The following is a 13,305-nucleotide window of genomic DNA, read 5'->3' on the forward strand; positions in this document are numbered from 1 at the left end:
CGCAACCGAACGGCGCCAGGGGTGGAGGGGGCAGGCCGGCGACGCTTCTGCCGTACTGCCGGGCCGCGTATAGTCCCGGCACCGCCACCCTTGCCGACCTACAGGACCACCTGCGATGGGCCCCGTGCTTCTCCTCGACTCCCGCAACCCCGAACTGCGCGCTGCTCTGGAAGCGCTGCTGCCCGAGCAGGAGCTGGTCGAACTGACCAGCGACGCCGCAGCCGCCCAGCGCTGCAGGATATGGCTGGGCGAGCCGGACCGCGTCGTCGACCTGCTGCGTCAGGGGCTGCGCCCGCAATGGCTGCAGTCGACCTGGGCGGGCTATGCGCCGCTGCTGGCGGCAGACCTGCCGCGCGACTACCGCCTCAGCCGCGCCGTCGGCGTGTTCGGCCAGCCCATCGCCGAATACCTGCTCGCCTACATGCTGGAGCGCGAGCAGCAGCTGCGGCGTCGCCGCGACAGCCAGGTCCGGCAAGAATGGGATGCGCGCATTCCCGGCAGCCTGTACGGACGCCAGGTGCTGATCGTCGGGGCCGGCGAGATCGGCCGGGAGGTGGCACGCCTGCTCGCGCCGTTCGGCATGCGCCTGAGCGGCATCGCCCATACCCCGCGACCGCTCGAGCATTTCGAGCGGGTGGTCGGCCTCGACAGCCTGCACGAGGCGGCTGCAACGGCCGACTACATCGTCAATATCCTGCCGGATACGCCGCAGACCGATGGCATCTACGATGCGGCGTTCTTCGCGGCGCTGCAGCCGACGGCAATGTTCTTCAATGTCGGACGCGGCAATGCGCTGGTGGACGACGCGCTGCTGCGCGCCCTGCGCGAGGGACGGCTGGCCAGCGCGGTGCTCGACGTGTTCCGCGAGGAACCGCTGCCCGCCGGCCATCCGTTCTGGAGCGCGCCCGGCCTGGTGGTGACCGGGCATATCGCCGGGCCGCTGGTGCCGGCCGCGCTCGCCCGGCTGTTCGTCGACAACCTGGAACGCTTCCGGGCCGGCGCGGCGCTACGCGGCGAGGTCGACTTCACCAGCCGCTACTGAGCCGCGCCACAGGTCACAGCTTGGCGATCGACACCTCGGTGGACTTGACGAAGGCGATCACCTCGCTGCCCACCGCCAGTTCCAGCTCCTTGACCGAACGGGTGGTGATCACCGAGGTGACGATGCCGGCGGCGGTCTGCACGTCGATTTCTGACAGCACGTCGCCCAGGACGATTTCCTTGATGGTGCCCTTGAACTGGTTGCGCACGTTGATGGCTTTGATGGTCATGGTCTTGCTCCTCGAGGGGTAGGGGTGATGCGGAATCGGTGGGTTACAGGGCCCAGCGCAGCTGCGTGGGCAGGGGCGATACGGGGGCGGCGGTTTCTTCCTGCGCCGGCAGGGCCAGCACGCGCTCGAGCACCCGGGCTTCCAGCGCGGCCAGTGCCGCCGAGGCGCGCGGGCGCGGGCGGGCCAGCGGAATCGGCAGGTCGAGGCCGATGCGTCCGTCCTCGATCAGGATCACCCGGTCGGCGACCGCCACCGCCTCGTTGACGTCGTGGGTCACCAGCAGCACGGTGAAGCCGTGCTGCTGCCAGAGGCGCTCGATCAGCTCATGCCGCACCTCCGTGCTGATAGGCCGGGTGCCAGCGCAGCCACAGGCGTTCGAGGCCGCGGGCGGCGACGTCGGCCAGCTTGCCGAGCACCGCGTAGAGCAGGATCGCCAGCACCACCACGTCGGTTTGCAGGAATTCGCGGGCGTTCATCGCCAGGTAGCCAATGCCGGCGTTGGCCGAGATGGTTTCCGCGACGATCAGCGTCAGCCACATGAAGCCGAGGGCGACGCGCACGCCGACCAGGATCGACGGCAGGGCGCCGGGCAGGATCACCTGGCGGAACAGGGCGAAGCCGGTGAGACCGTAGCTGCGCGCCATCTCCACCAGCCCGGCGTCGACGCTGCGGATGCCGTGGTAGGTGTTGAGGTAGATGGGGAACAGGGTGCCGAGGGCGACCAGGAAGATCTTCGCGCTCTCGTTGATGCCGAACCACAGGATCACCAGCGGGATCAGCGCCAGGTGCGGCACGTTGCGGATCATCTGCACCGAGCTGTCGAGCAGGCGTTCGCCCCAGGTCGACAGGCCGGTGACGAAGCCGAGCGCGAGGCCCAGGCCGCCGCCGATGGCGAAGCCGATACCGGCACGCCAGCCGCTGATCGCAAGGTGCTGCCAGAGTTCGCCGCTGGTCAGCAGCAGCCAGCCGGCGATGGCCACGGCGCTGGGCGCCGGCAGGATGCGGCTGGACAGCCAGCCGCTGCTGGCGGCCAGCTGCCAGACGCCGAGCAGCAGGACCGGCAGGGCCCAGGGCGCCAGGCGCAGGAGGAGTTTTTCGGTATTGCGCGTACTCATGATGGCAACTCGTGTAGGGGCGAATTCATTCGCCCTGGGTGCGTTGTGGTAGGCGAATGAATTCGCCCCTACGGCGCGCCCAAGGCGAGTGGGGGTTCGCGGCCTCAGCTCTGCGCGGCCGCCTTGGGCAGGATGTCGCTGGAGATCATCTCGCCGAACGGGCTGACGTAGCCGCGGCTCTCGGGACGCTGCGGCTGGGCGATGTCCAGGTGCGGGAACAGCAGCTCGGCGACCCGGTAGGACTCTTCCAGGTGCGGATAGCCGGAGAACACGAAGGTGTCGATGCCGAGGTCGGCGTACTCCTTGACCCGCGCCGCCACGGTCGGGCCGTCGCCGACCAGCGCGGTGCCGGCGCCGCCGCGCACCAGACCGACCCCGGCCCACAGGTTCGGCGCCACTTCCAGCCTGTCGCGCTTGCCGCCATGCAGGGCGGCCATGCGCTGCTGGCCGACCGAGTCGAAGCGCGCCAGCGAGGCCTGCGCCCTGGCGATGGTGTCGTCGTCGAGGTGGCTGATCAGCCGCTCGGCGGCGGCCCAGGCTTCGGCGTTGGTCTCGCGGACGATCACGTGCAGGCGGATGCCGAACTTCACCGTGCGGCCGTGTTTGGCGGCGCGGGCGCGCACGTCGGCGATCTTCTCGGCCACCGCCTGCGGCGGCTCGCCCCAGGTCAGGTACAGGTCGACCTGCTCGGCGGCCAGTTCGTGAGCGGCCGCCGAGGAGCCGCCGAAGTACAGCGGCGGATGCGGCTGCTGGATCGGCGGGTAGAGCAGCTTGGCGCCCTTGACCTGGATGTGCTTGCCGTCGAGATCGACGGTCTCGCCGCTCAGCACGCGTTTCCACACGCGGGTGAATTCGTCGGCGGCTTCATAGCGTTCGGCGTGGGTGAGGTGCAGGCCGTCTCCGGCCAGCTCGTCCGGATCGCCGCCGGTGACCAGGTTGAACAGCGCGCGGCCGCCCGACAGGCGGTCGAGGGTCGCCGCTTGGCGGGCGGCCACGGTCGGCGAGATGATCCCCGGGCGCAGGGCGACCAGGAACTTCAGGCGCTGGGTGGCCGGGATCAGCGAGGCGGCGACCAGCCAGGAGTCCTCGCAGGAGCGCCCGGTGGGGATCAGCACGCCGCCGTAGCCCAAGCGGTCGGCGGCCTGCGCCACCTGGGTCAGGTAGCCGTGGTCGACGGCGCGGGCGCCTTCGGCGGTGCCCAGGTAGTGGCCGTCGCCGTGGGTGGGGAGAAACCAGAAGATGTTCAGACTCATCGCAATCATCCTTCATGCGGGCGCGCGTGGGGGAGGGCTTGTCCGCGCGCGGTGATTCGGGGTGTCGAGCGGCCGCAGCGGGCCGCTCGCCGGGAACGTCAGTGCTGGGCGACCCTGGCTGGCGGGGTCCAGACCACGTCCTTGATGCTCAGGCGCCTGGGGATCAGCTTCAGGTCGGCGAAGGTGTCGGCGATCTTCTGCTGGGCGGCGACCACCTCGGGCGTCAGCGGCTGGGCGCCGTAGCCCTGGCGGGCGACTGCCTTGTGGGTGATGTCGGCCGGCAGACCGATCAAGGGGGCGACCTGGGCGGTGACCTTGGCCGGATCGGCCTTGGCCTGCTCGCCGATGGCGCGGATTTCCTCGATCAGCGCGCCGACCACCTGCGGGTGCTGCTTCGCGTAGCTGCCGCTGGCCAGGTAGAACTGGTGGTTGTCGACCAGTCCGCTGCCGTCGCGCAGGGGGCGCGCCGACAACTGCTGCTCGGCGGCGGCCTGGAAGGGGTCCCAGATCACCCAGGCATCGACGCTGCCGCGCTCGAAGGCGGCGCGGGCGTCGGCCGGCGGCAGGTATACCGGGGTGATGTCCTTGATGGACAGACCGACGTCCTCCAGGGCGCGCACCAGCAGGTAGTGCACGTTGGAGCCCTTGTTGAGGGCGACCTTCTTGCCCTTCAGCTCGGCCACGCTCTTGATGGTCGAGTCCTTGGGCACCAGGATCGCCTCGCCGGTCGGCGCCGGCGGCTCGTAGGCGACGTAGCGCAGGTCGGCACCGGCGGCCTGGGCGAACACCGGCGGGGTCTCGCCGGTCACGCCGAAGTCGACCGAGCCGACGTTGAGGCCTTCCAGCAGCTGCGGGCCGCCGGGGAACTCGGTCCACTGCACCTTGACGCCCTGTTCAGCGAGGCGCTGTTCCAGGGTGCCCTTGGCCTTGAGCAGGACCAGGGAGCCGTACTTCTGGTAGCCGATACGCAGGGTGTGCGTGTCGTCGGCGGCGAGGGCGGCGGAAGAGATCGCGGCGGCCAGCAGGGCGACCAGTCCGCGACGCAGGTAGGTAGTGCGCATGGCGCTCTCCTTGTATGCAAGTCGGTAGTGGTGGGTGCCTGCCGGTCCGTTGACGGACGAGTGAGGACTTTTACTGCCCCCTTCCCGTATGGGCGGGGCGGAAAAGAGAGGGGCTGCGCGGGAGCGCTCGCCCGGAGGGAAAGCGGTGGTTCAGACGCTCCAGCGGGCGTCGAGCAGCTGCTGTTCGAGCTGCCCTGGCTCCAGATGGCGCGGACGGCGTACCAGTGCCTGGTAGAACTGCTCCAGGGCGATTTCCAGGCGTTGCTCCAGCTCAGGAGCAAGCCACAGGCCATCGTCCTGATAGCGGGTCTGCGAGTCGTCGGCGAACACGCCCTGCAGCACTTCCTCGGCCTTCAGCGAGGCGAGTACCGGCTTGAGTGCGTAGTCCAGCGCCAGCAGGTGCGCCGGGCTGCCGGCGGTGGCCAGCGGCAGCACCACCTGGTGGGCCAGGGCACGCTCGGGCAGCAGGTCGAGCAGGGTCTTCAGCGCGCCGGAATAGGCGGCCTTGTACACCGGCGTGGCGATCAGCAGGCCGTCGGCCTGGCGCACGCGCTCGGCCAGTTCGATGACCTGCGGACTGTCGAAGCGCCCGTGGAGCAGGTCCTCGGCGGCGAAGTCGCGCACGCCGAAGCTGGCCACTTCCACGCCGCGCGCACTCAGCCAGCGCCGCGACCAGTCGAGCAGGCCGGCGGAGCGCGACTGCAGGGAAGGGCTGCCGGAAAGGGATACGACCAGCATCACTGTTTCCTTCTCGTATGAATAAAAAAGGGGCCTGTTCTGCCAAGCAGACCCCAAACCCCATGCGTGGCTTGAGGGTTGAAACTCAGCGGTTCGGCTGCGGCGTCAGGCGCAGGTAGGGCTTCACCGCGCGGTAGCCTTTCGGGAAGCGCTGCTGGATCTCCGCCTCGTCCTTGAGTGAGGGCACGATCACCACCTCGTCGCCGTCCTGCCAGTTGGCCGGGGTGGCGACCTTGTGGTGGTCGGTCAGTTGCAGCGAGTCGATCACCCGCAGGATCTCGTGGAAGTTGCGCCCGGTGCTCGCCGGGTAGGTGATGATCAGGCGCACCTTCTTGGCCGGGTCGATGATGAACAGCGAGCGCACGGTCAGGGTGTCGTTGGCGTTCGGGTGGATCAGGTCGTAGAGGTCGGACACCTTGCGGTCGGCGTCGGCGAGGATCGGGAAGTTGACCCGGGTGTCCTGGGTCTCCTCGATGTCCTCGATCCACTTCAGGTGCGAGTCCACCTGGTCGACCGACAGGGCGATGGCCTTGACGCCGCGCTGGGCGAATTCGTTCTTGAGCTTGGCGGTAAAGCCCAGTTCGGTGGTGCAAACCGGGGTGAAGTCGGCCGGGTGGGAGAACAGGATGCCCCAGCTGTCGCCGAGCCACTCGTGGAAACGGATGCGGCCGACGCTGGATTCCTGTTCGAAGTCGGGGGCGATGTCGCCGAGGCGGATGCTCATGATCATGCTCCTGGATGAGGGGATGTCCTTGGGTGGAAGCCACTATGCTCAGGATCGATCAGGTTTAAAACGAATAAATTTATATTTTCTAATTCCTTTTGGAGATATAAGGCTGGCTGCCAGATCCGGCCTTGTTTATGCATTTCAAGACTAATCAAGTAACCAAATATTCTTTTATGGAATAAATGGGCTTTTCTATAGTCCTGCTTTCCTCTGTCCAGATCCCAGGGATTGCCCGATGAAGCGACTGCTCACCTCTTCTCTGCTGGCCGCCAGCGTGGCGCTGGCCTCCGGCGCGGCTCAGGCCGCCAGCCTGCTCAACGTCTCCTACGACGTAATGCGCGACTTCTACAAGGAGTACAACGTCGCCTTCCAGAAACACTGGCAGGCCGAGGGCGGCAAGCCGCTGCAGATCCAGATGTCCCACGGCGGCTCCAGCAAGCAGGCGCGCGCGGTGATCGACGGCCTGCCGGCCGATGTGATCACCATGAACATGGCCACCGACATCAACGCCCTGCATGACCACGGCCAGCTGGTGCCGCAGGACTGGGCCGCACGCCTGCCCGACCACAGCGCACCCTTCACCTCGGCCACCGTGTTCATCGTGCGCAAGGGCAACCCCAAGGGCCTCAAGGACTGGCCGGACCTGCTCAAGGACGGCGTGCAGGTGGTGGTGCCCAACCCGAAGACCTCGGGCAACGGCCGCTACACCTACCTGTCGGCCTGGGGCTACGTGCTGAAAAACGGCGGCGACGAGGCCGCGGCGCGCGAGTTCGTCGGCAAGCTGTTCCGCCAGGCGCCGGTGCTGGATACCGGCGGCCGCGCGGCGACCACCACCTTCATGCAGAACCAGATCGGCGACGTGCTGGTGACCTTCGAGAACGAGGCGGAGATGATCGCCCGCGAGTTCGGCCGCGGCGAGTTTGAGGTGGTCTATCCGAGCGTGTCGGTGCAGGCCGAACCGCCGGTGGCGGTGGTCGACAAGGTGGTCGACAAGAAGGGTACCCGCGCCGAGGCCGAGGCCTACCTCAAGTACCTGTGGTCCGAGGAGGGCCAGCGCATCGCCGCCGCCAACTACCTGCGCCCGCGCAACCCGGCGATCCTCGAGGAGTTCGCCGACCGCTTCCCACGGGTCGAGCTGCTCGATGCGGTCAAGACCTTCGGCGAGTGGCCGCAGATCCAGAAGACCCACTTCAACGACGGTGGGGTGTTCGACCAGGCCTACGCCGCGCAGTAAGCCCAGCGCGCAACTGCAAAGTCCGGCGGGGCAACCCGGCCGGGCTTCTTGTCGTCTGGGCAGACCGCCAGGCTGCTCGGCGGCACGCCGTGATGGCGGTTCATCCCGGCAATAGGTCGTCACTCATCCTTGACGCGCCGGATGCCGGATGCCCGATGCCTGATGCGGAGTAGCACCGGCAAACGGCGAAAAGCCCGGCGGATCGTTCCGCCGGGCTGTGCCGGGTAACGGTTGCGGCTGCCGGCTTACAGCAGCGGCAGGGTGTAGCTGACGATCAGGCGGTTCTCGTCGAGGTCGGTGCTGTCATTGCCGCGCAGGCTGGCGTTGCGCCAGGAGAGGTTCAGGCCCTTGAGCGCGCCGTCCTGCAGCGTGTAGTCGAGGCGCAAGTCGCGTTCCCACTCCTTGTTCTCGCCATTGGCCGCGTCGATGTTGTCGCCGCTCAGGTAGACCACGCTGGCCTTCAGGCCCGGCGCGCCGAGCGTGGCGAAGTCGTAGCCGTAGCCGGCCAGCCAGGTACGCTCGCCGGCGTTCTGGAACTTGGCGATCTGGCGGTCGGTGATCAGGTAGCTGGAGGCGCCGTCGCCCTGGTTGAGGAAGGGGAAGTCGCTGTCGCCGTCGACCTGCTGGTAGCCCAGATCGAGGGCATGCGCGCCGAGGGTATAGGTGAACAGCGCGCTCCAGGTGCGGTTGTCGACCTCGCCGGCGTTGGTGTCTCCGGCCTTCCAGAAACCGTTGCTGCGATAGCCTTCGGCGCGGCCGGCGAAGCTGGCGTTGTTGCCGTCGGAGCTGCTGTCGAAGTAGCGCAGGTCGGTCTTCAGCGCACCGACCGGCAGCGCCCAGCTGTGCACCAGGCCGAGGAAGTGCTGCTCGTAGAAGTCCTCGAGGTTGCCGAAGTAGTACTGCGCAGTCAGATCCTTGGTCAGCTTGTAATCGCCGCCGGCGAAGTAGAACTTGTTGGTGTCGGCATCGCCACTCGCGCCGCCGATGCGCAGGCCGGTGCTGTCGGTAGAGCTGCGGCCCTTGGCGTGCTCCAGCTGGCCGGCGGTGAGGGTCAGGTCGTCGATCTCGCCGGAGGTGATCTGGCCGCCCTCGAACAGCTGCGGCAGCAGGCGACCGTCGTTGAAGGTCACCACCGGCAGCTTGGGCTGCAGGGTGCCGAGGCGCAGTTCGGTCCTGGAGACCTTGGCCTTGGCGGTCAGGCCGGCCTTGCTGTACTCGTCCACCGCGCTGCCGTCGCTCTCCAGCGGGAACAGATGACCGGGGGTGCGGTCGCGACCGGCCTTGTTATCACGGCCGCCGGAGTCCAGCCTGACGCCGAGCAGGCCGATGGCGTCCACGCCCAAGCCCACGGTGCCTTCGGTGTAGCCGGAGGCGTAGTTGAAGATGAAGCCCTGGCCCCACTCGCTGGCTTCGCTGTTGTCGTTGGTGGTGTTCTTGGCGTTGCGTTCGAAATAGAAGTTGCGCAGGCCGAGGGTGGCCTTGCCGTCTTCGATGAAACCTGCGGCGGACGCCTGCTGCACGGATGGCAGACCCACGATGCCCGCCACGATGGCCAGGGCCAGAGTGGACTTGTTCATTGCTCGATGCTCCAAAGCTTGAGTGCTGGATGAGCCGGCCGTGCGGGCGTTTCGTGGTCGAATGGGCAATCACGGGCCGACAGTCATGGAAAGTGACATGCGCATGTCGGTGTGGTGACGATATGTGAAAACGCATAACCCCAAAAAGAATATATTTTTATTTTGTTATTCTTATTTAGAATATAAAGGGCGGATCAATAAGCCGGGAAGCTGCGCCAGGGCAGGCCGCACGCCCGGCGGCGCCATTCGCGTCATGCGCCGCCCGCACCCGCCGGGGGCGCCAGCGGCAGGGCCAGATGCTCGGGCTCGATGTGCGCGGCGCACACCAGCAGGGCCTGCTGGATCACGCTCTCCAGCTCGCGGGTGTTGCCCGGCCAGGCGTAGGTCTCCAGCACCTGCTGGGCGGCGGGTGAGATCTCCGCACTCGGCAGGCCGAGACGCTGGACGTGCACGCCGAGGAAGTAGCCGGCCAGCGGCAGGATGTCCGCCGGCCTCTCGCGCAGCGGTGGCAGGAGCAACTGGCCCTGATCGAGGTAGTCGAACAGCCGCGCGTCGAACTTGCCCACCGCCACGGCACGCCGCAGTTCGATGCTGGTGGCGGCGACCAGGCGCACGTCCACCGGATTGGCCTCGCGCGCGCCGACGCGCAATACCTCGCGGGTCTCCAGGGCGCGCAGCAGCTTGTGTTGCAGCGCCAGGGTCAGGTCGCCGATCTCGTCCAGATACAGGGTGCCGCCATGGGCGGAGCCGAACCAGCCGGCGCGGCTGCTCGCCGAGCCGTTGGCGACCCCGGCAACGTGGCCGAACAGTTCGGCCTCGCCGTGCTGCGGGCTGAGACTGGCGCAGTTGAGGGCGACGAACAGCCCTGGCCGGCCACTGCTGCGGTGGATGTGGCGGGCCAGCAGCTCCTTGCCGGTGCCGGTCTCGCCGCGGATCAGCAGCGGCTGGTAGCCGGGCGCCAGGCGCTCGACCTCGTCGTGCAGTCGCTGCGAGCGCGGATCGACGAACACCAGGGCCTTGGCGCGGATGCTCAACGGGCTGCGCTCGGCGTCGGCGAAGGTCAGGATGGGCTGGTTGAGGGGGTTGTGCGGACTCATGGCAGGCTCCGGGCCGGAGCCATGCCCGGCCGTTCAGAAGGGGGCGATGTGCGCCGCGTGGCCGTTCATCTGCAGGCTCAGGCCAGGCGGCGAGCGTTCTGCTCGATCAGGTTCTGCAGGCGGTACAGGTAGGCGAACCCCTGTTCCCACTGGCAGTGACCGGACTTGACGTTGATGTGGCCGGCGCCGGGCAGCAGCACCGGTTCGGCGCCCCAGGCGCGGGCCAGCTCGAGGGCGCGGGCCGGCGAGGCGGCGGGGTCGTTGTCCGAACCGACCAACAGGCTCGGAAACGGCAGCAGTCGCTCGGGGATGGGCGCGAAGTTCCGCAGCGCCTCCGGGCAGTTGGGCCGCTCGACGTCCGCCGGCGCCACCAGCAGCGCGCCGCGCACCTTGGTCAGCAGCGCCGGCGCGGCCTGGCTGGCCCAGTGGGCGAGGGTGATGCAGCCCAGGCTGTGCGCCACCAGCACCAGACGGCCCGGCGCGGCGGCAATCTGCTGCTCGAGGCGGGCGACCCAGTCGGCGCGCCGCGGCTGCTGCCAGTCGTCCTGCTCGACCCGGCTGGCGTCGGGCAGCACGCGCTGCCAATGGCTCTGCCAGTGCTCGGCGGGCGAGCCCTGCCAGCCCGGCAGGATCAGGTAGTGAACGGCATGACGGCGCATCGGGCAGCCCTCGCAGGATGGTTGGACCCGTGCAGTCTAGGCAACGCTTGAATGCATGTTAAGGAATAAAAATTCATTTGCTTATTCCTTCTTTTGGTTTTTTCCGAGCGAGCTGCCGACTGCGACGCGGCGCCTCTTATATTTCTTAATGATCTAATAAAATTCTTAAACAATATTTTTAAGAATATTTCAGCTCTGCCTAAGATGCGCCCCAGCAGCCTCCTCGGACGAATGGAGGCCCAGACCGAAGGAGCATCAGCATGAGCGCCACCCTACGTAGCGTCGCCGGCCAGGACGAAGCCAGCCTGTTGCGCGAGATCCACAACGCCCTGCATGGCCTGCGTTTCGGCGCGGTGGAGATCACCGTGCACAACGGCCAGGTGGTCCAGATCGAGCGCAAGGAAAAGTTCCGCCTGCAACCCCCGGCCGGCAACAAGCCCGCCTGACCCCCTATCTCCCAGCCCGACTGGACCACCGGAGGGCGTGAGCATGAATCCTGACACCGACAAGAACATGAGCACGCACATGAGCACTCGAGCCTTCCGCCGCTGTTGCTGGCGAATGTGACGCCAAAAGTCGTTCCCGACCCCGTTTGCCACATTCCGCCCTTTCATCCGGCGTGCCCGTGACGCACGCCCGAGGAGCAACGCATGTCCATTCGCCGTTTCGCCCTGGCCGCCATCGCCGGCCTGTCTCTCAGCGCCGCCGTACAGGCGCAGACCCTGCTCAACGTGTCCTACGACCCGACCCGCGAGCTGTATCAGGAATACAACGCCGCCTTCAACCAGCACTGGCAGGCCCAGGGCCACGCGCCGGTGACCATCCAGCAGTCCCACGGCGGCTCGGGCAAGCAGGCCCGCGCGGTGATCGACGGCCTGCGCGCCGACGTGGTGACCCTGGCCCTGGCCGGCGACATCGACGAGCTGCACAAGCTCGGCAAGCTGATCCCCGAGGACTGGCAGAGCCGCCTGCCGCAGGCCAGCACCCCCTACACCTCGACCATCGTGTTCCTGGTGCGCAAGGGCAATCCCAAGCAGATCAGGGACTGGGACGACCTGGTCAAGCCGGGCGTCGAGGTGATCACCCCCAACCCGAAAACCTCCGGCGGCGCGCGCTGGAACTTCCTCGCCGCCTGGGCCTACGCCCAGCAGAAGTACGGCAGCGAGGCCAAGGCCCAGGCCTTCGTCGAGCAGCTGTACAAGAACGTCCCGGTGCTCGACACCGGCGCCCGCGGCTCGACCATCACCTTCGTCAACAACGACATCGGCGACGTGCTGCTGGCCTGGGAGAACGAGGCGTTCCTCGCGCTGAAGGAGGAGGGCGGCGAGAACTTCGAGATAGTCGCGCCGTCGCTGTCGATCCTCGCCGAGCCGCCGGTGGCGGTGGTCGACAAGAACGTCGACAAGAAGGGCACCCGCGAGCTGGCCACCGCCTACCTCGAGTACCTGTACAGCGAGGAGGGCCAGCGCATCGCCGCCAAGCACTTCTACCGCCCGCGCAACGAGAAGGTGGCCGCCGAGTTCGTCCGGCAGTTCCCGGCGCTGAAGCTGGTGACCATCGACAAGGACTTCGGTGGCTGGAAGGTCGCGCAGCCGAAGTTCTTCAACGATGGCGGGGTGTTCGACCAGATCTACAAGGCGCAGTGATCGCCATCCGCCGATCGAGCCCCTGTTGCCCGGCGGCACCGGGGGCTTTCGCCTGACCGCCAACCCGGAAGGCCTCCGGGCCAAGAAACTTGCGAGGAACCTATGTCCCGCCGCACTTCCCCCGTCATACCCGGCTTCGGGCTGACGCTGGGCTACACCCTGGTGTATCTCAGCCTCCTGGTGCTGATTCCCCTGGGTGCCATGTTCGTCCATGCGGCCCAGCTCACCTGGGAGCAGTTCTGGGCCATCGTCACCGCGCCGCGGGTGCTCGCTGCGCTCAAGCTGAGCTTCGGTGTGGCCCTGGCCGCCGCCTTGCTCAACGGCGTGATCGGTCTGCTGCTGGCCTGGGTGCTGGTGCGCTACCGCTTCCCCGGTCGCAAGATCATCGACGCGATGATCGACCTGCCGTTCGCCCTGCCCACCGCGGTGGCCGGCATCGCCCTGACCGCGCTCTACGCGCCCAAGGGGCTGATCGGCAGCCTGGCCGCCGAGATCGGCCTGAAGATCGCCTACACCCCGCTGGGCATCACCCTGGCGCTGACCTTCGTCACCCTGCCGTTCGTGGTGCGCACCCTGCAGCCGGTGCTGGAGGACATTCCGCGCGAGGTCGAGGAGGCCGCCGCCTGCCTCGGCGCCAAGCCGCTACAGGTGTTCCGCCACGTGCTGTTGCCGGCGCTGCTGCCGGCCTGGTTGACCGGCTTCGCCCTGGCCTTCGCCCGCGGCATCGGCGAGTACGGTTCGGTGATCTTCATCGCCGGCAACATGCCGATGAAGACCGAGATCCTGCCGCTGCTGATCATGGTCAAGCTCGACCAGTACGACTACACCGGCGCCACCGCCATCGGCGTGCTGATGCTGGTGGTGTCCTTCGTCCTGCTGCTGCTGATCAACCTGCTGCAGCGCCGCATCGAAACGCCGTGAGGAGGC

The 13,305-nt window shown here is 67.6% G+C and carries 14 protein-coding genes and 1 pseudogene; 5 read left to right on the top strand and 10 right to left on the bottom strand.

Features of this window, described 5'->3' with window-relative positions:
* Positions 1 to 115 precede the first annotated feature (115 nt).
* Positions 116 to 1,042 (top strand): D-2-hydroxyacid dehydrogenase, encoded by a 927-nt coding sequence (locus tag BLT78_RS06260; protein WP_090348167.1) that lies wholly within the window; start codon positions 116 to 118, stop codon positions 1,040 to 1,042.
* 13 nt (positions 1,043 to 1,055) lie between these two features.
* Here the strand turns inward: BLT78_RS06260 and BLT78_RS06265 are convergent, their stop codons facing one another.
* From BLT78_RS06265 to BLT78_RS06295, 7 genes and pseudogenes are all read right to left on the bottom strand, one after another.
* The gene (locus BLT78_RS06265) at positions 1,056 to 1,271 is read right to left on the bottom strand and encodes a TOBE domain-containing protein (RefSeq protein WP_090215127.1); all 216 of its coding nucleotides are present in this window, start codon (positions 1,269 to 1,271) and stop codon (positions 1,056 to 1,058) included.
* Positions 1,272 to 1,314: 43 nt separating this feature from the next.
* Positions 1,315 to 1,596: pseudogene (ssuB, locus tag BLT78_RS06270) on the bottom strand (aliphatic sulfonate ABC transporter ATP-binding protein); the annotation flags it as partial.
* Positions 1,595 to 2,386 (bottom strand): aliphatic sulfonate ABC transporter permease SsuC, encoded by a 792-nt coding sequence (gene ssuC / locus BLT78_RS06275; protein ID WP_090348168.1) that lies wholly within the window; start codon positions 2,384 to 2,386, stop codon positions 1,595 to 1,597. The gene ssuC and the pseudogene ssuB, both read right to left, overlap by 2 nt.
* Before the next feature lie 104 nt (positions 2,387 to 2,490).
* Positions 2,491 to 3,639 (bottom strand): FMNH2-dependent alkanesulfonate monooxygenase, encoded by a 1,149-nt coding sequence (ssuD, locus tag BLT78_RS06280; RefSeq protein ID WP_090348169.1) that lies wholly within the window; start codon positions 3,637 to 3,639, stop codon positions 2,491 to 2,493.
* Between the two features lie 98 nt (positions 3,640 to 3,737).
* Positions 3,738 to 4,700: a sulfonate ABC transporter substrate-binding protein gene (locus BLT78_RS06285; protein ID WP_090348170.1), complete on the bottom strand. Its 963-nt coding sequence runs from the start codon at positions 4,698 to 4,700 to the stop codon at positions 3,738 to 3,740.
* A 150-nt stretch (positions 4,701 to 4,850) separates the two neighbouring features.
* On the bottom strand, positions 4,851 to 5,438 hold the full coding sequence (gene ssuE, locus BLT78_RS06290) for an NADPH-dependent FMN reductase (RefSeq protein WP_090348171.1): 588 nt from the start codon (positions 5,436 to 5,438) through the stop codon (positions 4,851 to 4,853).
* Between the two features lie 85 nt (positions 5,439 to 5,523).
* Positions 5,524 to 6,162 (bottom strand): peroxiredoxin, encoded by a 639-nt coding sequence (locus BLT78_RS06295; protein ID WP_090348172.1) that lies wholly within the window; start codon positions 6,160 to 6,162, stop codon positions 5,524 to 5,526.
* A 238-nt stretch (positions 6,163 to 6,400) separates the two neighbouring features.
* Between BLT78_RS06295 and BLT78_RS06300 the strand changes: the two genes are divergently transcribed.
* Positions 6,401 to 7,399 (top strand): sulfate ABC transporter substrate-binding protein, encoded by a 999-nt coding sequence (locus BLT78_RS06300; RefSeq protein WP_090348173.1) that lies wholly within the window; start codon positions 6,401 to 6,403, stop codon positions 7,397 to 7,399.
* A 245-nt stretch (positions 7,400 to 7,644) separates the two neighbouring features.
* Here BLT78_RS06300 and BLT78_RS06305 read toward each other — a convergent pair whose 3' ends face one another.
* The 3 genes from BLT78_RS06305 to BLT78_RS06315 all read right to left on the bottom strand — a co-directional run bounded on the left by BLT78_RS06305 (position 7,645) and on the right by BLT78_RS06315 (position 10,732).
* The gene (locus BLT78_RS06305; protein ID WP_090348174.1) at positions 7,645 to 8,976 is read right to left on the bottom strand and encodes an OprD family porin; all 1,332 of its coding nucleotides are present in this window, start codon (positions 8,974 to 8,976) and stop codon (positions 7,645 to 7,647) included.
* A 251-nt stretch (positions 8,977 to 9,227) separates the two neighbouring features.
* Entirely contained in the window at positions 9,228 to 10,073 is an 846-nt protein-coding gene (locus tag BLT78_RS06310) for a sigma 54-interacting transcriptional regulator (protein ID WP_157719493.1), read from the bottom strand.
* Between the two features lie 77 nt (positions 10,074 to 10,150).
* The gene (locus BLT78_RS06315) at positions 10,151 to 10,732 is read right to left on the bottom strand and encodes an RBBP9/YdeN family alpha/beta hydrolase (RefSeq protein WP_090348175.1); all 582 of its coding nucleotides are present in this window, start codon (positions 10,730 to 10,732) and stop codon (positions 10,151 to 10,153) included.
* 260 nt (positions 10,733 to 10,992) lie between these two features.
* Between BLT78_RS06315 and oscA the strand changes: the two genes are divergently transcribed.
* From oscA to cysT, 3 genes are all read left to right on the top strand, one after another.
* Positions 10,993 to 11,178, top strand: coding sequence for a sulfur starvation response protein OscA (oscA, locus tag BLT78_RS06320; RefSeq protein WP_090348176.1), 186 nt, complete (start codon positions 10,993 to 10,995; stop codon positions 11,176 to 11,178).
* Positions 11,179 to 11,382: 204 nt separating this feature from the next.
* Positions 11,383 to 12,378: a sulfate ABC transporter substrate-binding protein gene (locus tag BLT78_RS06325; RefSeq protein ID WP_090348177.1), complete on the top strand. Its 996-nt coding sequence runs from the start codon at positions 11,383 to 11,385 to the stop codon at positions 12,376 to 12,378.
* 102 nt (positions 12,379 to 12,480) lie between these two features.
* Positions 12,481 to 13,299 carry a sulfate ABC transporter permease subunit CysT gene (gene cysT / locus BLT78_RS06330; RefSeq protein WP_090348178.1) on the top strand — a complete coding sequence of 273 codons (819 nt, stop codon included), beginning with the start codon at positions 12,481 to 12,483 and terminating at the stop codon, positions 13,297 to 13,299.
* Positions 13,300 to 13,305: the final 6 nt, after the last annotated feature.

Source organism: Pseudomonas oryzae (genome assembly GCF_900104805.1).
Taxonomy (GTDB): Bacteria; Pseudomonadota; Gammaproteobacteria; order Pseudomonadales; family Pseudomonadaceae; genus Geopseudomonas; species Geopseudomonas oryzae.

Bases quoted from the DNA above. Each gene is read 5' to 3' on its own strand.
- BLT78_RS06265 (WP_090215127.1), bottom strand. From the start codon at position 1,271: ATGACCATCAAAGCCATCAACGTGCGCAACCAGTTCAAGGGCACCATC.
- cysT (WP_090348178.1), top strand. From the start codon at position 12,481: ATGTCCCGCCGCACTTCCCCCGTCATACCCGGCTTCGGGCTGACGCTG.
- BLT78_RS06325 (WP_090348177.1), top strand. From the start codon at position 11,383: ATGTCCATTCGCCGTTTCGCCCTGGCCGCCATCGCCGGCCTGTCTCTC.
- BLT78_RS06315 (WP_090348175.1), bottom strand. From the start codon at position 10,732: ATGCGCCGTCATGCCGTTCACTACCTGATCCTGCCGGGCTGGCAGGGC.
- BLT78_RS06305 (WP_090348174.1), bottom strand. From the start codon at position 8,976: ATGAACAAGTCCACTCTGGCCCTGGCCATCGTGGCGGGCATCGTGGGT.
- oscA (WP_090348176.1), top strand. From the start codon at position 10,993: ATGAGCGCCACCCTACGTAGCGTCGCCGGCCAGGACGAAGCCAGCCTG.
- BLT78_RS06295 (WP_090348172.1), bottom strand. From the start codon at position 6,162: ATGAGCATCCGCCTCGGCGACATCGCCCCCGACTTCGAACAGGAATCC.
- BLT78_RS06285 (WP_090348170.1), bottom strand. From the start codon at position 4,700: ATGCGCACTACCTACCTGCGTCGCGGACTGGTCGCCCTGCTGGCCGCC.
- ssuD (WP_090348169.1), bottom strand. From the start codon at position 3,639: ATGAGTCTGAACATCTTCTGGTTTCTCCCCACCCACGGCGACGGCCAC.
- BLT78_RS06310 (WP_157719493.1), bottom strand. From the start codon at position 10,073: ATGAGTCCGCACAACCCCCTCAACCAGCCCATCCTGACCTTCGCCGAC.
- ssuE (WP_090348171.1), bottom strand. From the start codon at position 5,438: ATGCTGGTCGTATCCCTTTCCGGCAGCCCTTCCCTGCAGTCGCGCTCC.
- ssuC (WP_090348168.1), bottom strand. From the start codon at position 2,386: ATGAGTACGCGCAATACCGAAAAACTCCTCCTGCGCCTGGCGCCCTGG.
- BLT78_RS06260 (WP_090348167.1), top strand. From the start codon at position 116: ATGGGCCCCGTGCTTCTCCTCGACTCCCGCAACCCCGAACTGCGCGCT.
- BLT78_RS06300 (WP_090348173.1), top strand. From the start codon at position 6,401: ATGAAGCGACTGCTCACCTCTTCTCTGCTGGCCGCCAGCGTGGCGCTG.